The 15,373-nt window shown below is 69.7% G+C and carries 19 protein-coding genes; 12 read left to right on the plus strand and 7 right to left on the minus strand.

Annotation, left to right across the window (positions count from 1 at the left end):
* Positions 1 to 5: 5 nt before the first annotated feature.
* Complete coding sequence (locus AC4D2F_RS08955) at positions 6 to 548, minus strand: acyl-CoA thioesterase (RefSeq protein WP_104167855.1); 543 nt, start codon at positions 546 to 548, stop codon at positions 6 to 8.
* A 62-nt stretch (positions 549 to 610) separates the two neighbouring features.
* Between AC4D2F_RS08955 and AC4D2F_RS08960 the strand changes: the two genes are divergently transcribed.
* The 3 genes from AC4D2F_RS08960 (at position 611) to AC4D2F_RS08970 (ending at position 2,935) form a co-directional block, all read left to right on the plus strand.
* Positions 611 to 1,348: a maleylpyruvate isomerase family mycothiol-dependent enzyme gene (locus AC4D2F_RS08960; protein WP_490910227.1), complete on the plus strand. Its 738-nt coding sequence runs from the start codon at positions 611 to 613 to the stop codon at positions 1,346 to 1,348.
* Positions 1,349 to 1,414: 66 nt separating this feature from the next.
* On the plus strand, positions 1,415 to 2,416 hold the full coding sequence (locus AC4D2F_RS08965) for an NADP-dependent oxidoreductase (protein ID WP_490910228.1): 1,002 nt from the start codon (positions 1,415 to 1,417) through the stop codon (positions 2,414 to 2,416).
* 51 nt (positions 2,417 to 2,467) lie between these two features.
* Positions 2,468 to 2,935: an SRPBCC family protein gene (locus AC4D2F_RS08970; protein ID WP_490910229.1), complete on the plus strand. Its 468-nt coding sequence runs from the start codon at positions 2,468 to 2,470 to the stop codon at positions 2,933 to 2,935.
* 8 nt (positions 2,936 to 2,943) lie between these two features.
* Here the strand turns inward: AC4D2F_RS08970 and AC4D2F_RS08975 are convergent, their stop codons facing one another.
* Positions 2,944 to 3,576: a GNAT family N-acetyltransferase gene (locus AC4D2F_RS08975; RefSeq protein ID WP_490910230.1), complete on the minus strand. Its 633-nt coding sequence runs from the start codon at positions 3,574 to 3,576 to the stop codon at positions 2,944 to 2,946.
* Positions 3,577 to 3,832: 256 nt separating this feature from the next.
* On the opposite strand from AC4D2F_RS08975, the gene AC4D2F_RS08980 reads away from it, so the two are divergent.
* Positions 3,833 to 4,057: a hypothetical protein gene (locus tag AC4D2F_RS08980; protein ID WP_104167850.1), complete on the plus strand. Its 225-nt coding sequence runs from the start codon at positions 3,833 to 3,835 to the stop codon at positions 4,055 to 4,057.
* 133 nt (positions 4,058 to 4,190) lie between these two features.
* The gene (locus AC4D2F_RS08985; protein WP_490910231.1) at positions 4,191 to 5,018 is read left to right on the plus strand and encodes an aldo/keto reductase; all 828 of its coding nucleotides are present in this window, start codon (positions 4,191 to 4,193) and stop codon (positions 5,016 to 5,018) included.
* A 39-nt stretch (positions 5,019 to 5,057) separates the two neighbouring features.
* On the opposite strand, the gene AC4D2F_RS08990 is transcribed toward AC4D2F_RS08985, so the two are convergent.
* Complete coding sequence (locus AC4D2F_RS08990; RefSeq protein ID WP_490910232.1) at positions 5,058 to 5,720, minus strand: pyridoxine/pyridoxamine 5'-phosphate oxidase; 663 nt, start codon at positions 5,718 to 5,720, stop codon at positions 5,058 to 5,060.
* Between the two features lie 113 nt (positions 5,721 to 5,833).
* Between AC4D2F_RS08990 and AC4D2F_RS08995 the strand changes: the two genes are divergently transcribed.
* The 5 genes from AC4D2F_RS08995 (at position 5,834) to AC4D2F_RS09015 (ending at position 10,948) form a co-directional block, all read left to right on the plus strand.
* A complete protein-coding gene (locus AC4D2F_RS08995) occupies positions 5,834 to 6,628 on the plus strand; it encodes a phosphatase PAP2 family protein (RefSeq protein ID WP_490910233.1) in 795 nt (264 codons plus the stop codon).
* Positions 6,612 to 7,244 carry a TetR/AcrR family transcriptional regulator gene (locus AC4D2F_RS09000; protein WP_490910234.1) on the plus strand — a complete coding sequence of 211 codons (633 nt, stop codon included), beginning with the start codon at positions 6,612 to 6,614 and terminating at the stop codon, positions 7,242 to 7,244. Before AC4D2F_RS08995 ends, AC4D2F_RS09000 begins: the two co-directional genes overlap by 17 nt.
* A 100-nt stretch (positions 7,245 to 7,344) precedes the next feature.
* Positions 7,345 to 8,805, plus strand: coding sequence for an amino acid permease (locus AC4D2F_RS09005; RefSeq protein WP_104167845.1), 1,461 nt, complete (start codon positions 7,345 to 7,347; stop codon positions 8,803 to 8,805).
* A gap of 136 nt (positions 8,806 to 8,941) precedes the next feature.
* Complete coding sequence (locus AC4D2F_RS09010) at positions 8,942 to 10,441, plus strand: APC family permease (RefSeq protein WP_490910235.1); 1,500 nt, start codon at positions 8,942 to 8,944, stop codon at positions 10,439 to 10,441.
* A gap of 84 nt (positions 10,442 to 10,525) precedes the next feature.
* Complete coding sequence (locus AC4D2F_RS09015; RefSeq protein WP_104167843.1) at positions 10,526 to 10,948, plus strand: DUF4190 domain-containing protein; 423 nt, start codon at positions 10,526 to 10,528, stop codon at positions 10,946 to 10,948.
* 31 nt (positions 10,949 to 10,979) lie between these two features.
* Here the strand turns inward: AC4D2F_RS09015 and ppk2 are convergent, their stop codons facing one another.
* A complete protein-coding gene (gene ppk2 / locus AC4D2F_RS09020) occupies positions 10,980 to 11,930 on the minus strand; it encodes a polyphosphate kinase 2 (protein WP_490910236.1) in 951 nt (316 codons plus the stop codon).
* Positions 11,931 to 12,069: 139 nt separating this feature from the next.
* Between ppk2 and AC4D2F_RS09025 the strand changes: the two genes are divergently transcribed.
* Both AC4D2F_RS09025 and AC4D2F_RS09030 read left to right on the plus strand, forming a co-directional pair.
* Entirely contained in the window at positions 12,070 to 12,915 is an 846-nt protein-coding gene (locus AC4D2F_RS09025) for a DUF1684 domain-containing protein (protein ID WP_490910237.1), read from the plus strand.
* Between the two features lie 62 nt (positions 12,916 to 12,977).
* Positions 12,978 to 13,640 (plus strand): alpha-ketoglutarate-dependent dioxygenase AlkB family protein, encoded by a 663-nt coding sequence (locus tag AC4D2F_RS09030; RefSeq protein WP_490910238.1) that lies wholly within the window; start codon positions 12,978 to 12,980, stop codon positions 13,638 to 13,640.
* Here AC4D2F_RS09030 and AC4D2F_RS09035 read toward each other — a convergent pair.
* Genes AC4D2F_RS09035 through AC4D2F_RS09045 form a run of 3 tightly spaced genes read right to left on the minus strand, consistent with a single transcriptional unit; the run spans position 13,637 to position 15,341 of the window.
* Positions 13,637 to 14,155: a mycothiol transferase gene (locus AC4D2F_RS09035; RefSeq protein WP_490910239.1), complete on the minus strand. Its 519-nt coding sequence runs from the start codon at positions 14,153 to 14,155 to the stop codon at positions 13,637 to 13,639. The genes AC4D2F_RS09030 and AC4D2F_RS09035 overlap by 4 nt on opposite strands.
* Entirely contained in the window at positions 14,152 to 14,571 is a 420-nt protein-coding gene (locus AC4D2F_RS09040; RefSeq protein WP_490910240.1) for a hypothetical protein, read from the minus strand. Before AC4D2F_RS09040 ends, AC4D2F_RS09035 begins: the two co-directional genes overlap by 4 nt.
* A gap of 29 nt (positions 14,572 to 14,600) precedes the next feature.
* On the minus strand, positions 14,601 to 15,341 hold the full coding sequence (locus AC4D2F_RS09045) for a FadR/GntR family transcriptional regulator (RefSeq protein WP_490910241.1): 741 nt from the start codon (positions 15,339 to 15,341) through the stop codon (positions 14,601 to 14,603).
* Between the last annotated feature and the right edge of the window lie 32 nt (positions 15,342 to 15,373).

Raw genomic sequence — 15,373 nt, forward strand, 5'->3', positions numbered from 1 at the left:
CCCGCCTACCAGGTGTGGGGTGCGGGCCTCCGGGTGCTGGGCAGCCCGTTGTTGAGGCGCCACTCGTGGATCCAGTCGGGAAGCACCAGGTCCTCCGGCGGCGCCCCGAAGGCCGCGATGATCTCCTCGTTGCTGACAGGGCCCGACGACGAGACGAGCCTCGTCGCGATGAAGGCCCGTGCGTAGATCTCGCCGTCGGCCACGGCACGCTGCTCGAAGTAGACGGCGCGCTCGTCCAGTCCGATGATGCGCGTCTCGACGGCATAGCGTTGGCCGAGCTGGAGCGACTTGCGGAAACTGATGGTCTCCCCGGCCGCAACCGGGCTCCACCCGCGACGGCGCATCAGGCGCCACACCCCGCTGCGGACCATCAGGTCGAAGCGGCCGAGGTCGAACACCGAGAAGTACATCCCGTTGTTCATGTGCATCGCGATGTCGATGTCCGTGAGGAGGACCCGGAGGGTGACGCTGCTGGAGCCCCAGATACTGAGGTGTGACCGTCTGCCGGACCGGAAGAGCTGCAGCATCGTGCGGAAGATCAGGTGCATGGACAAGATATTACTCGCCGGTAACATAACCCCGGTCGGACGCACCCGCCTACACTCGGGAGATGGACCAGGCCTCCCCGCACGCCCTTCCGTTCGACCGCTACCGGGAGTTGCTGGACCGGGAGTACCGGATCCTCGCCGACCTCGTCCCCGCCACCCTTGACCTGCCCGTGCCCGCGTGTCCGGGCTGGACGGGCGAGGACCTCGCGCGGCACACCGCGATCGTGTTCCTCCACAAGGCGGAGACCATCCGGACGGGCGAGCGGCCGAGCCATGGCTGGCCTCCCGTGAGCATCGGTAGCTTCCCGCCGCAGGCCCTGCTCGCCCACTCCTTCACCAGCCTCACCGACCAGTTGGATCGGCACCGGCCGGAGGATCCGGCGGAGACGTTCGTCCCGTGGGACCAGACCGTCGGATTCTGGATCCGGCGGCTCACGCACGAGACCGCGATCCACCGGGTGGACCTCGAGGACACGGCAGGAGACGGGCCCACGCCGATGGACCCGGACCTCACCCTGGACGGCATCGACGAAGTGCTGACCGTGATGCTCGTCCGCAGCCAGCCGGACCTCACGGCGTCCGCAGCGGTGGTCCGCCTCGAGGCGGGCGGGCACTCCTGGGACGTGTGCCTGGCCCCCGGGCGGGTCGAGGTCACGCGGGACGCACCGGCGAACGGACAGCCGACCGCCCGGACGGACCCGGAGGCATTGCTCCTGTGGCTCTGGGGCCGTGCGCCGCAGCCCTTCCCGCCCTCGGACGCCCTCCGTGAACTGCGGGACCGCCTGGCCGGGGCACTCTAAACGGAATAGATCCTCCGGATCGCGGGTTGGCAGGTGCAGGAAGCAACCGACCCCCAAGGAGCAGCAATGACCGCCAGTACCCAGATCCAGCTCGTCCGACGTCCGGTCGGCGCGCCGACCCCGGAGGACTTCGCGCTCGTGACGGTGGACCTGCCCGAGCTCGGCCTCGATGAAGTGCGTGTCCGGAACGAATACGTGTCGGTCGACCCCTACATGCGCGGCCGGATGAACGGCTCCAAGTCCTACGTCGCGCCCTTCGGACTCGACGAGACCATGACCGGTGGAGCGGTGGGCCGGGTGGTGGAATCGACGTCCGAGGCGATGCCGGTCGGCACGGCGGTCCTGCACGGCCATGGATGGCGCGACGTGGCGCAGGGCCCGGCCTCCCACTTCTCGCCCCTGCCGGACACGGCGCTGCCGCTGTCCGTCTTCCTCGGTGCCGCCGGCATGACCGGCCTCACCGCCTACGCGGGACTCAAGCGGGTCGCCGGGCTGAAGGAGGGCGACGTCGTCTTCATCTCCGGCGCGGCGGGCGCCGTCGGCTCCATCGCCGGCCAGATCGCCCGGAAGCTGGGCGCCTCGCGGGTGATCGGCTCGGCCGGTTCGGCGGAGAAGGTGGCCCTCCTCAAGGAGAAGTACGGCTACGACGAGGCGTTCAACTACAAGGACGCCCCCGTGCGCCGTCAGCTCCGCGATCTCACACCGGGTGGCATCGACGTCTACTTCGACAATGTGGGTGGGGACCATCTCGAGGCAGCGATCGACCGCCTCAACACCGGAGGCCGCGCGGCCCTGTGCGGTGCGATCTCGCAGTACAACAACACCGAACGCACCCCGGGCCCCGACAACATGGCGAATCTGGTCACGCACTCCCTCACGCTGGAGGGCTTCATCGTGGGCCGGCACCAGGATCTGCAGGCCGAATTCGCGGAGCTGATGACGGGCTGGCTCGCCGACGGCAGCATCGTGTTCGACGAGACCGTGGTGGACGGCATCCGGAACGCCGTCGGCGCCTTCCTGGACATGATGAACGGTGCCAACACCGGCAAGATGCTCGTCCGCACCTGAGCGGCTGCGGCGCATCGCCGGCGCCACCGGGCAGGCTGGGATACTGGCGTCATGACCGCAGCGTTCACGTGCACGACAACCACCACGGTGGGCCAGGCCGAACTGTTCGACCGCTCGCGCAGCATCGATGCCCATGCGAGATCGATGCGCTTCTCACGGGAGCGGGCGGTCGCCGGGGTGACGAGCGGGCTCATCGGCCTCGGCGAGCACGTGACATGGCGGGCCTGGCACTTCGGTATCCCCGTCAGGATGACGAGCGTCATCACGGAGCTGGACGCACCGCACCGGTTCGTGGATGAACAGTACACCGGTCCGTTCCGCGACTTCCGGCACGTCCACGAGTTCTCGGAAGCCGACGGCCTCACGACGATGGTGGACCGGATACGCTTCACCGCGCCACTCGGTCCTGCCGGCGCCGTCGCGGAACGGATCCTCCTCCGGCCCTACCTGCGCTACCTCATCAAGGTGCGCAACCGCTTCCTGACGGCCGACCCCGCAGCCGGCCCGACGTCCGCCTGAGCGGGGACTCAGGCGTCCGAGGAGACGAGCAGCGCCGCTTCGAGCCGCTTGCGCTGGTCCACGGGCAGGAGGGCGCGGTACTGGGGGAACTCCCGGAGGAACTCCCGCACCCGCGGGCAGTAGGGCACGACGGCGATGCGCCGCTGGTGTGCGTTGAGGAGTACCCGCCGGATCAGCGCGGGTTCGACATCGACGGCGTCGAACTGCGGGTCGACGACCGCCTGGATGAGCACGGCGTACGGACCCTTCATCTCGTACTTGACGTGGCCCACCATGGTGCCGTCGCTGAAGAGCTCGAAGCGCGAGAACAGGGAATTGTCACGGAAGCCGCCGCGCGCCTTCGTGGGTTCGCTGCGCGTCTCGGCCTGCACCTCGCGGCGTTCGATCTCCTCGACCAGCAACTCGTAGTGGTGAACGGCTTCCATCGGGGGGAAGTCGCGATCGAGCACCCGGTAGGTCTGGTTGCAGAGGACCCTCAGCTGCCGGTTCGACACGGTGGACAGGTCGGCAGGAAAGCCTGCGTCCTCCGCACGGGACGCAGGGCCCTGGGAGGCTCCAGGGGCCGTGGCCAACCCGAACGGCTGGGGATCGGCGGCGGGCGCACTTTGGGTACGGTAATCGGCGAACGAAGAAGATTGCATGGTCAGCTCCACGATGGTGGTTCAATGGCCCGCTGCTAGGCCCTGTACAGAATTATACCGCGCCGGGGCCCGATGCGAAATCAAGGCATTCTTCGCATACCTTCTCCGCCTGACGGGCAGGGCCGCTATGGCTTGAGTGAATCTTGAGGGATGAGGGGCGCTGCCCGGACTATCGTGTCAGGAGGAGCGGCAGTCCCCGTCCGGATGCCACTGGACCCGAGGAGCCGCCGTGCAGTCCCAGACAGCATGTACGGCCATGGCGGAATCGTCACTGACCGTCCATGAGGTGTATCTGCACTACCTCAATTCGGGTGGATTCTTCGACGAGTTCGAGATGGATGCCTACCTGCACGGCCTCGCCCCGCTGCCCCGCGAGGAACGCGACTGCATCGCCCGGGCCGTGAACGAACTCATCGACGACCTGCTCGCGCGCGGCGCGCCGCATCGCCGGCCCCGGGCGTCCTACAGCCGAATCGCCTGAGCCGCTTCGATCGCGGAGGTCCGCGCGCGTGGGTCACCATCCAGCGGCTCTCCACGGGACATGCCGTTTGACGGGAGGTTCGGCGCGGGACAGGCTGGTGCTGACCCGTCACCTCTCGACCAGGACTCCCACCATGGCACTCGCCCCCACCGTCCAGCTCCGCAGCGGCGCCCACCTCCCCCTCCTCGGCCTGGGCACGTGGCCGCTGGACGACGCCGAAGCCGCGGACACCGTGGCCCTGGCCCTGGAGACGGGCTACCGGTTGATCGACACGGCGGAGAACTACCGTAACGAGCGGGGCGTCGGTGAGGGGATCCGCCGCTCCGGCGTCCCGCGGGAGGAACTGTTCGTCACCACCAAGTTCAACCGTGAACACCACGGTCGGGAGGGCGTCCGGCGTGCCTTCGAGACCAGCGCCGGCCTGCTGGGCCTTGAGTACATCGACCTGCTCCTGGTCCACTGGCCCAATCCCGACCAGGGGCGCCACGTCGAAGCGGTCGAGGGCATCGCCGCGCTGATGGAGGAGGGCCTCGTGGGCGCGGTGGGCACCTCGAACTACAAGCCGGCGCACCTGCAGCAGGTCATCGACGCCGGGATCGTCCCCGACGTGAACCAGATCCAGCTCGATCCCCAGCGGCCGCGCATCGTGGAACGGGCGTTCCACAACGAGCACGGCATCGTGACCCAGGCTTGGAGCCCGCTGGGCAAGGGCAGCGGGCTGCTCGACGAACCCGCCGTCGTCGCGATCGCCGAGGCCCACGACCGGACACCCGCGCAGGTGGTGCTGCGCTGGCACGTGCAGCAGGGGATGGTCGCCATCCCAAAGTCCTCCAACCCGGAGCGGCTCGCCCGGAATCTCGACATCTTCGACTTCGAGCTCTCCGGGGCGGAGCTGGCCGCGATCTACCTGCTCGACTCCGGTCGGGCCGACATCGTCGACTCGGACGAGTTCGGCCATTGAGCCGGTGCCGGCCCGGGTGACGCGGCGGACGGTGCAGCCCTAGGGCCAGAGCATCTCCCGGCGCCAGCCCTCACCGAACCGGCTGTACAACAGGCGGGTGTGGCGCCGCTCCTGGTCGGCCTGCCAGAACTCGACCGCGTCGGGTGCCACGATGAAGACCGTCCAGGTGGTCGACACGAGGCCGTCCGCCGCCTCGATGCGGCGCACCTGTTCCGCCACGGCGGTGTCGACGTCGCTCCTGCTGCGCACCACCGAGCTCTGGCTGCCGGCCAGCACCAGGGCGCGGGCCACCGGGTGGCGGCGCTGGAAGTCGGCGTCGTTCTCCTGTGCGGTGCCGGTGGAGACCGAGCCGCGGATCCGCACCTGGCGGCCGGCCTCCGGCCAGAAGAAGGTCAGCGCGGCGGAGGGATGGTCCGCCAGCTGCCGTCCCTTCGGACTGTCGCTGCTGGAAGCCACCTCCCATCCGGCGGGCGTGAGGTCCTTCAGGATCACGACGCGCGCATCCGGCAGGCCGTCCTCCCCCACCGTCGCGAGGGTGAGCGCGTGCGGCGCCGCGACGCCGTCCTCCACCGCCCGCTGCAGCCACTCGACGAACAGCGGGATCGGGGAATCGGGGGCTGCTCCCGGATCGAAGGGCGGCATCTCGTCGGGGAACACTGGGACGCCGCGGATGATGTCGCGGATCATGCCTGGATCGCTCATGCGGCCAGCCTAGCCCTCGTGCCCGCCGACACCCCGACGGGCGACCACGCAACCCGGCGTCGCCGGCCGGGCCCCGGGATGCCCCTGCCCGGGCCGCAGCATAGAGTCGGTGGATGCCAGCGCACCAGGACCAATACGTCGGACCACGAGACCTCACCCGGTGGACGTCGCCGGTGGGCCGGTTCCTCGTCCGGTGCGTCCGCCCCCTCGCCCGCTGGGCCGGTCCGCATGCCGCCCTGCTGCTCCTCATCGCGATCGGCGGCGGGGTGGCCGCGGCCCTGACCGCGGCGTCGGCCGAAGTGTACGAATCGGTGGTGGAGGCCGACGGCGTCGCGGCCCTGGATCAGCCGGCCCTCGACCTCGCCGTGTCGCTGCGCGAGGGCTGGTTCGACGCCTTCATCACCGGCTACACCAACATCGGCGGACCGATCGGCATGCCCATCCTCGCCGTCTCGGTGATGGTGCTGCTCGCCGTCCACCGCCGCTCCTGGACGCCGGTGATCCTGCTGCCGGCCGCGGCGTTCGGCTCCCTGCTCATGACGGTCGCCGGCAAGGATGCGATCGGCCGCCTGCGTCCGCCCATGGACCTGGCGGTCCCGCCCTACGAATCGTCGCCGTCGTTCCCCAGCGGGCACTCCCTCAACGCCGTCGTGATCGCCGGCATCGTGGCATACCTGCTGGTCCTGCGGCAGCAGCGCAAGCGCACCCGGGCGCTGACCGTCGCCCTCGCCGTCGTCTTCGCCGTGACCATGGGCCTCAGCCGGGTCTACCTCGGCCACCACTGGCTCACGGACGTCCTGGTCGCCTGGACGCTCGGGGTCGCCTGGCTCGCCGTCGTGATCACCGCACACCGGCTCTTCCTGACGTTCCGCCTCCACCGGACAGCCACCCGTGGCGTCACCACCTGAGCAGCCCGGACCCGGCGCCGGCCCGCCACCCGCCCTCCGGCCGCTCCGGCGGGATGCCCGGCACAATCGCGAGGTGGTCCTCGCCGCGGCCCGGCGCATGTTCGCCGTCCATGGCGCGGAGTGCAGTTTCGAGGACATCGCCCGTGAGGCCGGGGTGGGCGTAGGAACCGTGTACCGCCGGTTCCCCGATCGCCGCACCCTCATCGAGGCCATCCTCGAGGAGCGCGTGACGGACGTCGACGCGACGGTGTCCGAGGCCCTCGCGCTCGAGGACTCCTGGGCGGCAGCACGGCTGTTCATCGGCTCCGCCGCCCGCATGCAGCTCGAGGACCGCGGGCTGCGGGACCTGCTGCACGACCCCGGCTTCGTGTCGGCGGGACTCGCGATGCTGCGGCGTCGGATCGCTCCGGCGGCGGAGGAGTTCGCCGCACGGTTGAGGGACGACGGCGCGCGGCCGGACCTCACCGGTGAGGACGTCCTGGTGCTCGTCCGCATGCTGGGATCACTGCCCCCGGGGGCCGTGACGGCCGCCCCGACGGACCCGGACGCGGGCTTCCAGCGGTACCTCGGCCTCGTTCTGGACGGCCTCCGCCGCCGGGTGGCCGCCGAAGGATAAGCAGAACTGACGAATTGTCGTCAGGAATAATGATTTCCGGTCACCAACGGCCCGCTCCATACTAGGGGTGCACACGAGCACCCCCTAGGAACGGACGACGATGTCGGATTCATCAGCCCTGCAGAACCCACGATCGGTGTTGCGGCGCAAACCGATCGACAACGTCGAGGACGAGACGGGCCGCTCGACCCTGTTCAAGAGCCTCGGCCTCTGGCAGCTGACCGCCATCGGCGTCGGCGGCATCATCGGCGTCGGGATCTTCACCCTCGCCGGACTCGTCGCGAACGGCGGCCCGGACGGCGAGCCGGTGGGTCCGGCCGTGCTCATCTCATTCCTCATCGCGGGCCTGGCCAGCGCAGCGGCAGCGCTGTCCTACGCCGAGTTCGCCGGGATGATCCCCCGCGCCGGCTCCGCCTACACCTACGGGTACGTGGCCCTGGGTGAGATCGTCGGCTGGTTCATCGGCTGGGACCTGCTCCTCGAGTACATCGCCATCGTGGCCGTCGTGGCGATCGGCATCTCGGGGTACTTCACCGAGTTCATGTCCGGCATCGGCGTCACCGTACCCACCTGGATGCAGGGAACACCGGACACCATCCCGGGCGGAGTGATCAACCTGCCCGCGATCGTGGTCTGCCTGCTCGTCACCTTCATCCTCAGCCGCGGCACCAAGACCTTCGGGCGGTTCGAGCTCGTCGCGGTAGGCCTGAAGATCCTGCTCATCCTCGGCATCGTGGGTCTCGGCTTCTTCTACGTGAACGTCGACAACTATTCGCCGTTCGTCCCCTCCGGCTTCGGGGCCGTGTTCGCCGGCGCCGCCACCGTGTTCTTCGCCGTGTTCGGGTACGACGCCATGAGCACCGCCGCCGAGGAGGCCAAGGACGGCAAGAAGCACATGCCGAAGGCCATCCTCCTGTCCCTCCTCATCGCGATGATCCTGTACGTCCTGGCGACCCTCGTCCTCACCGGGATGCAGAACTACAAGGACATCAGCCCGACCGCCGGCTTCGCCTCGGCCTTCCAGTTCGTCGGCCTCCCCGTCGTCGCGACGATCATCTCGGCCTTCGCCGTGATCTCCATCCTCACCGTCATGCTGACCTTCCTCCTCGGTGTCACGCGCGTCTGGTTCTCGATGAGCCGCGACGGGCTCCTGCCGGCCTGGTTCTCGACGACGGACCGCCACGGCACGCCGCAGCGCGTCACCTGGATCGCCGGGATCGCCTCGGCGTTCCTCGCCGGGGTGTTCCCGATCCGCGCCGTCGCCGACCTCACCAACATCGGCATCCTCGCGGCGTTCGTCGTGGTCTGCATCGCGGTGATCGTGCTGCGGCGCACCCGTCCCGAGGTTCCCCGCACGTTCAAGCTGCCACTGATGCCGATCGTCCCCGCGTTCGGCGTCCTCGCGTCGCTGTTCCTGATGCTGCAACTGGACGGGGAGACGTGGCTGCGGTTCGGCGTGTGGCTCCTGATCGGCCTCGCCATCTACTTCTTCTACGGCAGGAAGCACTCGCTCATGAACCCGGACAGCCCGCGCCACGCCTTCCTGAAGCGGCAGGCCTAGCCTCCGCCGCATCGATCAGGGGCCTGCCGCCCGCGTCACGAACGTGCGGCAGGCCCGATCAGCTCCTATCCTCGACAGGTGCGCGGCCTCTCCACGACCGCGGACCCTCCACCCCCACCACTGAAGGACCTGCCCCATGGACCTCTTCCGGACCAAGTCCATCGAGCAGTCGATCAAGGACTCCGACGAGAAGGGGCGCGGCCTCAAGCGGTCCCTCACCACGTGGGACCTCATGGTCATGGGCGTCGCCGTCGCCGTGGGCGCGGGGATCTTCTCGGTGGGCGCACAGGCCGCCGCCTTCAACGCCGGCCCCGCGGTGACCATCTCCTTCGTCCTCGCCGCGATCACGTGCGCCCTCGCGATCATGTGCTACGCCGAGTTCGCGACGGCGCTGCCGGTCGCGGGAAGCGCCTACGTCTTCACCTACGCCACGATGGGTGAGCTGATCGCCTGGATCATCGGCTGGAACCTGATCCTCGAACTGCTCATGGCCGCCGCCGTCATCGCGAAGTTCTGGGGCGTGTACCTGTCCGATCTCTTCAACGCCCTCGACCTCGACGTCCCCGCCGAGGTCGGCCTGCTGGGCGTCGACCTCGCCTGGGGTCCGCTGCTGATCGTCGCGGTCTTCACCGCCGTCCTGGTCTGGGGCACCAAGCTCTCCGCGCGGGTCAACAGCGTCTTCACGGTCATCAAGATCGGCATCGTGCTGTTCGTCATCGTCGTCGGCTTCTTCTACGTCGATCCCGGGAACTACACGCCGTTCGTCCCGGCCTCCGAGCCTGCGACGGACGGCGGAACCGGCTGGGCAGACCAGCCCTTCCTCTCCTTCCTCAGCGGGGCGACACCGGCCGCCTTCGGTTTCACCGGCATCATCTCGGGAGCAGCACTGGTGTTCTTCGCGTTCATCGGGTTCGACGTCGTCGCCACCTCCGCCGAGGAGGTCGAGGATCCGAGCCGCACACTCCCCCGTGGCATCTTCGCGGGCCTCGCCGTCGTCAGCGTCCTGTACATCCTGGTGACCCTGGTCGTGACCGGCATGGTGTCCTACACCGAGCTCGGAGCCTCCGGTGCGCCGTCGCTCGCCACCGCCTTCCAGCTGGTCGGCGCGGACTGGGCCGCCGGCGTCATCTCGGTGGGCAGCCTCATCGGACTGACCACCGTGATCATGGTGCTGCTGATGGGCCTGGCGCGCGTGATCTTCGCGCTCAGCCGTGACGGGCTGATGCCGCGCGCCCTCAGCCGCACCTCGGACAAGCACGGGACGCCGGCGCGGACCCAGGTGCTCTGCGGGGTCGTCGTCGCCCTGCTCGCCGGGTTCACCCAGGTGGAGGTCCTCGCCGAGATGATCAACATCGGCACGCTGTCCGCCTTCATCACGGTGAGCCTCGGGATCATCGTCCTGCGGCGCAGGCGTCCGGACCTCACGCCGGCGTTCCGCGTCCCGTTCGGCAGTGTCATCCCGGTCGCATCCGCCCTGCTCTGCCTCTATCTGATGTTCAACCTCGCCACCATCACGTGGGTGTTCTTCGCAGGGTGGCTCGTGCTCGGCTTCGCCCTCTACTTCGCGTACGGCCACCGGCATTCCCGCCTCGGAGCCCAGCAGCGCGCGGACGCGGAGGATCCCGCGCACGTGTGAGGTGCGCCGGCGCCCTCGACGCGGGATGATGGTCTTCCCGGGGTTGCGTCATCCGGGACCGCCGAGCCGACCAGGAGAACCACGATGTCCCAGGATCCCTATCCCAGTGAACTCCCCTCCCCCGGCCACAGGAATCCGTACGACGGCGGCGCCTACGGTCCTGCCGGCGGCTACCCGCCGAACCAGCCCGGCAGCAGCCCCTACCAGCAGACCGGCAGCTATCCGTCGGGTCTCTACCAGTCCTCGTACCAGACGATGGAGGGCGAGAAGGCGGCCCAGCTCTCCCTGATCCTCGGTCTGGTGGGCTTCTTCGTGGCGGGCATCGTCCTCGGGCCGCTGGCCATCTGGCAGGCCCGGAAGGCGGAGCGCCTCGGCGTGCCCGCGACAGCAGGCAAGGTCCTGGGCTGGATCGTCACGGCGCTCTACGGTCTCGCGATCCTGTTCGGGATCCTGTTCTTCGTCCTCGTCATCGTGGGACTCGGCGCCACGGCCGGTTTCAGCGGCTGACCGGCAGCCCGACCCAGGGCCACCGCTGCCGTCAGAGCGTGGGGAAAAGGTGGGTGGACTGCTCTCCGGCCTCGAAGACGCCCGAGTGCGGCCCCGTCCCGACGATCAACGGATCGGGCGTGCCGACGACGTCGTGGTCCTTCTCTTTGTAGTCGAGGACGTACAGGACGTAGCGCATCGCCTCGATCCGGGCCCGCTTCTTGTCATTGCTCTTGATGACCGTCCACGGGGCGTCCGCCGTGTTCGTGTAGAAGAACATGGCCTCCTTGGCCGCCGTGTACTCGTCCCACTTGTCGAGGGACTGCAGGTCCATGGGGCTGAGCTTCCAGCGGCGCACCGGGTCCGTGTGGCGCTTGGCGAAGCGACGCCGCTGTTCCGCCTGCGACACCGAGAACCAGAACTTGATGAGGTGCGTGTCGCTGCGGACGAGCATGCGCTCGAATTCCGGGGCCTGCCGCATGAACTCGAGATACTCCGTGGGCGAGCAGAACCCCATGACACGCTCCACCCCTGCCCGGTTGTACCACGACCGGTCGAACAGGACGATCTCGCCGCCCGAGGGGAGCGTGGAGACGTAGCGCTGGAAGTACCACTGCGTCTTCTCCTTGTCGCTCGGCTTGTCCAGGGCGACGATCCTCGCTCCGCGGGGATTCAGGTTCTCCATGAAGCGCTTGATGGTTCCGCCCTTGCCGGCCGCGTCACGGCCCTCGAACACCAGCGCCACCTTGGCCTCGTTCGCCCTGACCCACCCCTGCATCTTGAGCAGTTCGATCTGGAGGGCCCTCTTGGCCTTCTGGTACTCCCGTTCCGTCATCCGCTTCTCGTACGGGTAGTCCTCGCGCCACGTCGGCTGGTCCGGATGCGGCAGGAGCACGGGGGCATCGCCCTCGGCGAGGGGATTCGGGACCGGGATGGCCGGCGCTTCGAGGGCGGGGGCGCCGTCGAGCACCGCGTCACCGGGGGCTGCCTTTGCTGAACTCATGCCTGGTCCTCCGGATTCGACCGTGCCGCGCGGATGCCCATCCTCTCAGAGAAAGCACCGGGGAGATACGGTTCCGGGGAATCCCCCGCCCCCATGACGGGTTACAGCCCACAAACGACCCGCAGGACAAGGAGCACCCGTGAGTGACGTCAAGACCCCGGAGGAACGCTGGCGCCGTTTCCGGAACGCCCGTGATGCGGCCCTGGCCGAGGAGCACGGCTGGCTGAGCCTGACGTCCTTCCAGTGGCTCGGCAGCGAGCCGGCCCGGGTCGACGTCGTGCCGGGGCTCTGGTCCTCCACGGGCGACGCCGCGCAGCTGACCGCGGGGACGTCGGACGGCCTGACCGATCTGACCGACCCGGCCGGCGGCAGGATCCTGGAGGGGACGATCACGGCGACCGTCGCCGACGAGGAATCGCTGATGTGGGTGGCGCACGGCGGGGAGGACGGGCGCCGGGTCGTCGTCGAACTCGCGCGCCGCGCCGGCCGCTATGCCATCCGGACCAGGGATGCCTCCTCGCCCACGCTCACCGGCTTCACCGGCGTGCCGACCTTCGACCACCGGCCCGATCTCGTGGTGGAGGGACGGTTCGAACCGTACGGGGATCCCCTGCACGAGCCGATCGCCACCGCCCACCCGGACGTGCCGGGAGTGCACGAGACGGCCGGTGAGGTGGTCTTCTCCCTTCCCGGCGACCACCGCCGGTTCCGGCTCCGCGCGGGCCAGGACGGGTCCGGGGCGCTCTCGATCACCTTCCACGACACGACGAACGGGGTCACCACCGCGGCCTGGCGCAAGGTGACCACGCGCCGGCCCCGCCCGGACGGCGGGGTCGTCCTGGACTTCAACCGGGCGATCAACTACCCCAGCGCCTTCACGCTCTACGGGACCTGCCCCGCACCGGTCGGCGCGAACGTCGTCGACGCTCCCGTCGAGGCGGGGGAGATGCGGCCGGCGGAGTTCCAGGCTCCCGTGGCGGGGTAGACGCTCCGGCGGAATCGCGTGCTGCTGCGGGGACAGCGCGCCGGCCGGAGCACAATGGTGGGGTGACCGATCCGTTCGACGCCCTGATTCCGCGCCCGCGGCGGGAGCTCGCGCCCGGCGCCGTGCACGTCCCCGACTGGCTGGACCCCGACCGGCAGCGCCGCCTGGTGGACCTCTGCCGCACCTGGGCGAGCGGGCCCGTCCCGATGCGCGCCGTGACCATGCCGAACGGCGGCGTGATGTCCGTGAAGAGCGTGAGCCTCGGCTGGCACTGGCTGCCGTACCGGTACAGCCGTACGGCCGACGACGTCGGAGGCGCCGCCGTCGCACCCTTTCCGGAGGTGCTGCGCGCGCTGGGCCGCGACGCCGTGACGGCGGCCTACGGTGAGGAGGCGGGCTCCTCCTACGAGCCCGACGCCGCACTCGTGAACTACTACGACGACGCGGCCCGGATGGGCATGCACCAGGACCGCGAGGAACGGATCAGCGCCCCGGTCGTCTCCCTCAGCCTCGGTGCAACGTGCGTGTTCCGGTTCGGCAACACGGAGAACAGGAACCGCCCCTGGGAGGACGTGCAGCTCGCCTCCGGTGATCTCTTCGTCTTCGGCGGACCCTCACGCTTCGCCTACCACAGTGTCCTGCGGACCCTTCCCGGGACGGCGCCGGCCGGTATCGGCTTCGAGGGGCGGCTCAACATCACGCTGCGGCAGACGGGCCTCGGCTAGCGCCGTCGATCGGCGAGGATGATCCCGCGGGCGTACGCGGCCTGGCCGGCGTGCTGCACGGCGTCGTCGAGCACGCTCACGAGCCGGACGAGCAGGGTGACCGGCGGATCCCAGCGCTCGTCGACCACCCGGTGGAGGTCCTCCTCGTCGAGGTCCGCCACGAGGGTCCGGGAGATCCGATGGACTGCGTCGAAGTAGTCCAGCAGTTGCTGCGCGGACGCCACGCGGACGGCGTCGACCTGGTCCCGCGAGTGCCCGTAGCCGGTGTCCTCCCGGTCCAGCGCGAGGTCCCAGCGGTCGGCGAAGCCGTCGGCCAGCCACACCTGCTCGTGGCCGAACGCCTCGGCGAGGTGGCTGTCCGCCACCCGCGTGAGGTGCCAGACGAGCCACGCGACCGGGTTCGCGGATCCACCCGGCCGGAGGGACAACTGGTCGGCATCGAGGCCGCGCACGGCGCTGCGGACGAGGCCCGGCAGCCGGGAGAAGGCTTCGGAGAGGACCTCGACGGACGTCATCGGCGATCCCGTCCTGCGGCACGAGCGGCCCCCGGCAGGCGGAGCCGACGGCGCCCCGTGCCCGGCACGAGCGGAAGGATCACGGCAGTGCCGCGGAGCCCCGAAGGCGGATCCGGCTGCTCCGCCCGGGCTTCCCGCCGTTCGAGTTCCTCGACGACGGCGTGGTAGCGCTCCCGGCTCTCGGGGGAGGGACGGTCCGCATCGAGCCGCTGGTAGATGCTGTTGCAGAGGATCCTCAGCCGGCGGGTCGGCACCTCGCGGAGATCCTCCGGGATGTCGGCCTCCGCACCCAGGAGGAGGCCGGGGAGGCGCGCGCGCCGACCCTCCTGGACGGTCGTCACCCCGTTCAGCCGCACGGTGGGATATTCGAGACTGTGAGGAAGATGATCCATGGCCTGCTCCACATCAAGGTCCATGGCCCGCTGCTCGACCAGATCCCTGCAGTCTAGGTATTCGGCATCGTGATGGAAAGCGCCTGGCGTCGGAAGGAATCGCTTGCATCCCGGGGGACGCCGGCCTCCCGGTAGAAGCCCTCGATGTGGTCGCGGACCAGGTCCGCCGCCGTTTCGCCCCGACCGGCCAGCACCGCGTCCAGGATGGCGCGGTGCTCCCTTCGGAGGCGGTCGGAGGTGGTGCTCCAATCCGGGAGCCGGGCCGTGAGCCGCTGCGTGTACGCCGCGATCGAGCCGCGGAGCGATCCCATCATGGCGCCGATCAGCACGTTGCCGGCAGCCTCCGCGAGCGCTACGTGGAAGAGTGCATCGCGCTCCAGGAAACCGTCCGGGCCGTCGTCGTGCTGGTCCATCTCGTCGAGGAGGAGGGCCGCGCGCGCCAGGGCGGGCGAGTCCGGGGAGGCGTGGGCCGCCGCCCACGTCTCGAGCAGCAGTCGCGTCTCGACGACGTCCTTGACGGGCAGGTGCGCGCTCGCGACGTGGAGCCGCAGGGCGGAGTCGAGGGCCAGCGCGGGATTGCCGGTGATGACGGTCCCGGCCTGCGGACCGGAGCCCACGCCGGCGCGGACGACGCCGAGCGCCTCCAGGACGCGTGTCCCCTCCCGCACGGAGGCACGGGAGATGCCGAGCTGCTCCGCCATCGCGCGCTCCCCCGGCAGGCGGGACCCGATGGCCAGCCGGCCGGCCGCGAGTTCCTGCTCGAGCCATGCGGACACGACCTGGTGATTGCGCATGCCGCCAGCATAGCTTGTGTGGTCGGACCACA

This window comes from Arthrobacter sp. TJ-263 (assembly GCF_058269155.1).

Excerpts from the sequence above, each read along its gene's own strand:
- AC4D2F_RS08985 (WP_490910231.1), top strand. The coding sequence starts at position 4,191 with ATGGCACTCGCCCCCACCGTCCAGCTCCGCAGCGGCGCCCACCTCCCC.
- ppk2 (WP_490910236.1), bottom strand. The coding sequence starts at position 11,930 with ATGAGTTCAGCAAAGGCAGCCCCCGGTGACGCGGTGCTCGACGGCGCC.
- AC4D2F_RS09035 (WP_490910239.1), bottom strand. The coding sequence starts at position 14,155 with ATGACGTCCGTCGAGGTCCTCTCCGAAGCCTTCTCCCGGCTGCCGGGC.
- AC4D2F_RS08955 (WP_104167855.1), bottom strand. The coding sequence starts at position 548 with ATGCACCTGATCTTCCGCACGATGCTGCAGCTCTTCCGGTCCGGCAGA.
- AC4D2F_RS09005 (WP_104167845.1), top strand. The coding sequence starts at position 7,345 with ATGTCGGATTCATCAGCCCTGCAGAACCCACGATCGGTGTTGCGGCGC.
- AC4D2F_RS08965 (WP_490910228.1), top strand. The coding sequence starts at position 1,415 with ATGACCGCCAGTACCCAGATCCAGCTCGTCCGACGTCCGGTCGGCGCG.
- AC4D2F_RS09045 (WP_490910241.1), bottom strand. The coding sequence starts at position 15,341 with ATGCGCAATCACCAGGTCGTGTCCGCATGGCTCGAGCAGGAACTCGCG.
- AC4D2F_RS09040 (WP_490910240.1), bottom strand. The coding sequence starts at position 14,571 with ATGGACCTTGATGTGGAGCAGGCCATGGATCATCTTCCTCACAGTCTC.
- AC4D2F_RS08960 (WP_490910227.1), top strand. The coding sequence starts at position 611 with ATGGACCAGGCCTCCCCGCACGCCCTTCCGTTCGACCGCTACCGGGAG.
- AC4D2F_RS09010 (WP_490910235.1), top strand. The coding sequence starts at position 8,942 with ATGGACCTCTTCCGGACCAAGTCCATCGAGCAGTCGATCAAGGACTCC.
- AC4D2F_RS08980 (WP_104167850.1), top strand. The coding sequence starts at position 3,833 with ATGGCGGAATCGTCACTGACCGTCCATGAGGTGTATCTGCACTACCTC.
- AC4D2F_RS08970 (WP_490910229.1), top strand. The coding sequence starts at position 2,468 with ATGACCGCAGCGTTCACGTGCACGACAACCACCACGGTGGGCCAGGCC.
- AC4D2F_RS08995 (WP_490910233.1), top strand. The coding sequence starts at position 5,834 with ATGCCAGCGCACCAGGACCAATACGTCGGACCACGAGACCTCACCCGG.
- AC4D2F_RS08975 (WP_490910230.1), bottom strand. The coding sequence starts at position 3,576 with ATGCAATCTTCTTCGTTCGCCGATTACCGTACCCAAAGTGCGCCCGCC.
- AC4D2F_RS08990 (WP_490910232.1), bottom strand. The coding sequence starts at position 5,720 with ATGAGCGATCCAGGCATGATCCGCGACATCATCCGCGGCGTCCCAGTG.
- AC4D2F_RS09015 (WP_104167843.1), top strand. The coding sequence starts at position 10,526 with ATGTCCCAGGATCCCTATCCCAGTGAACTCCCCTCCCCCGGCCACAGG.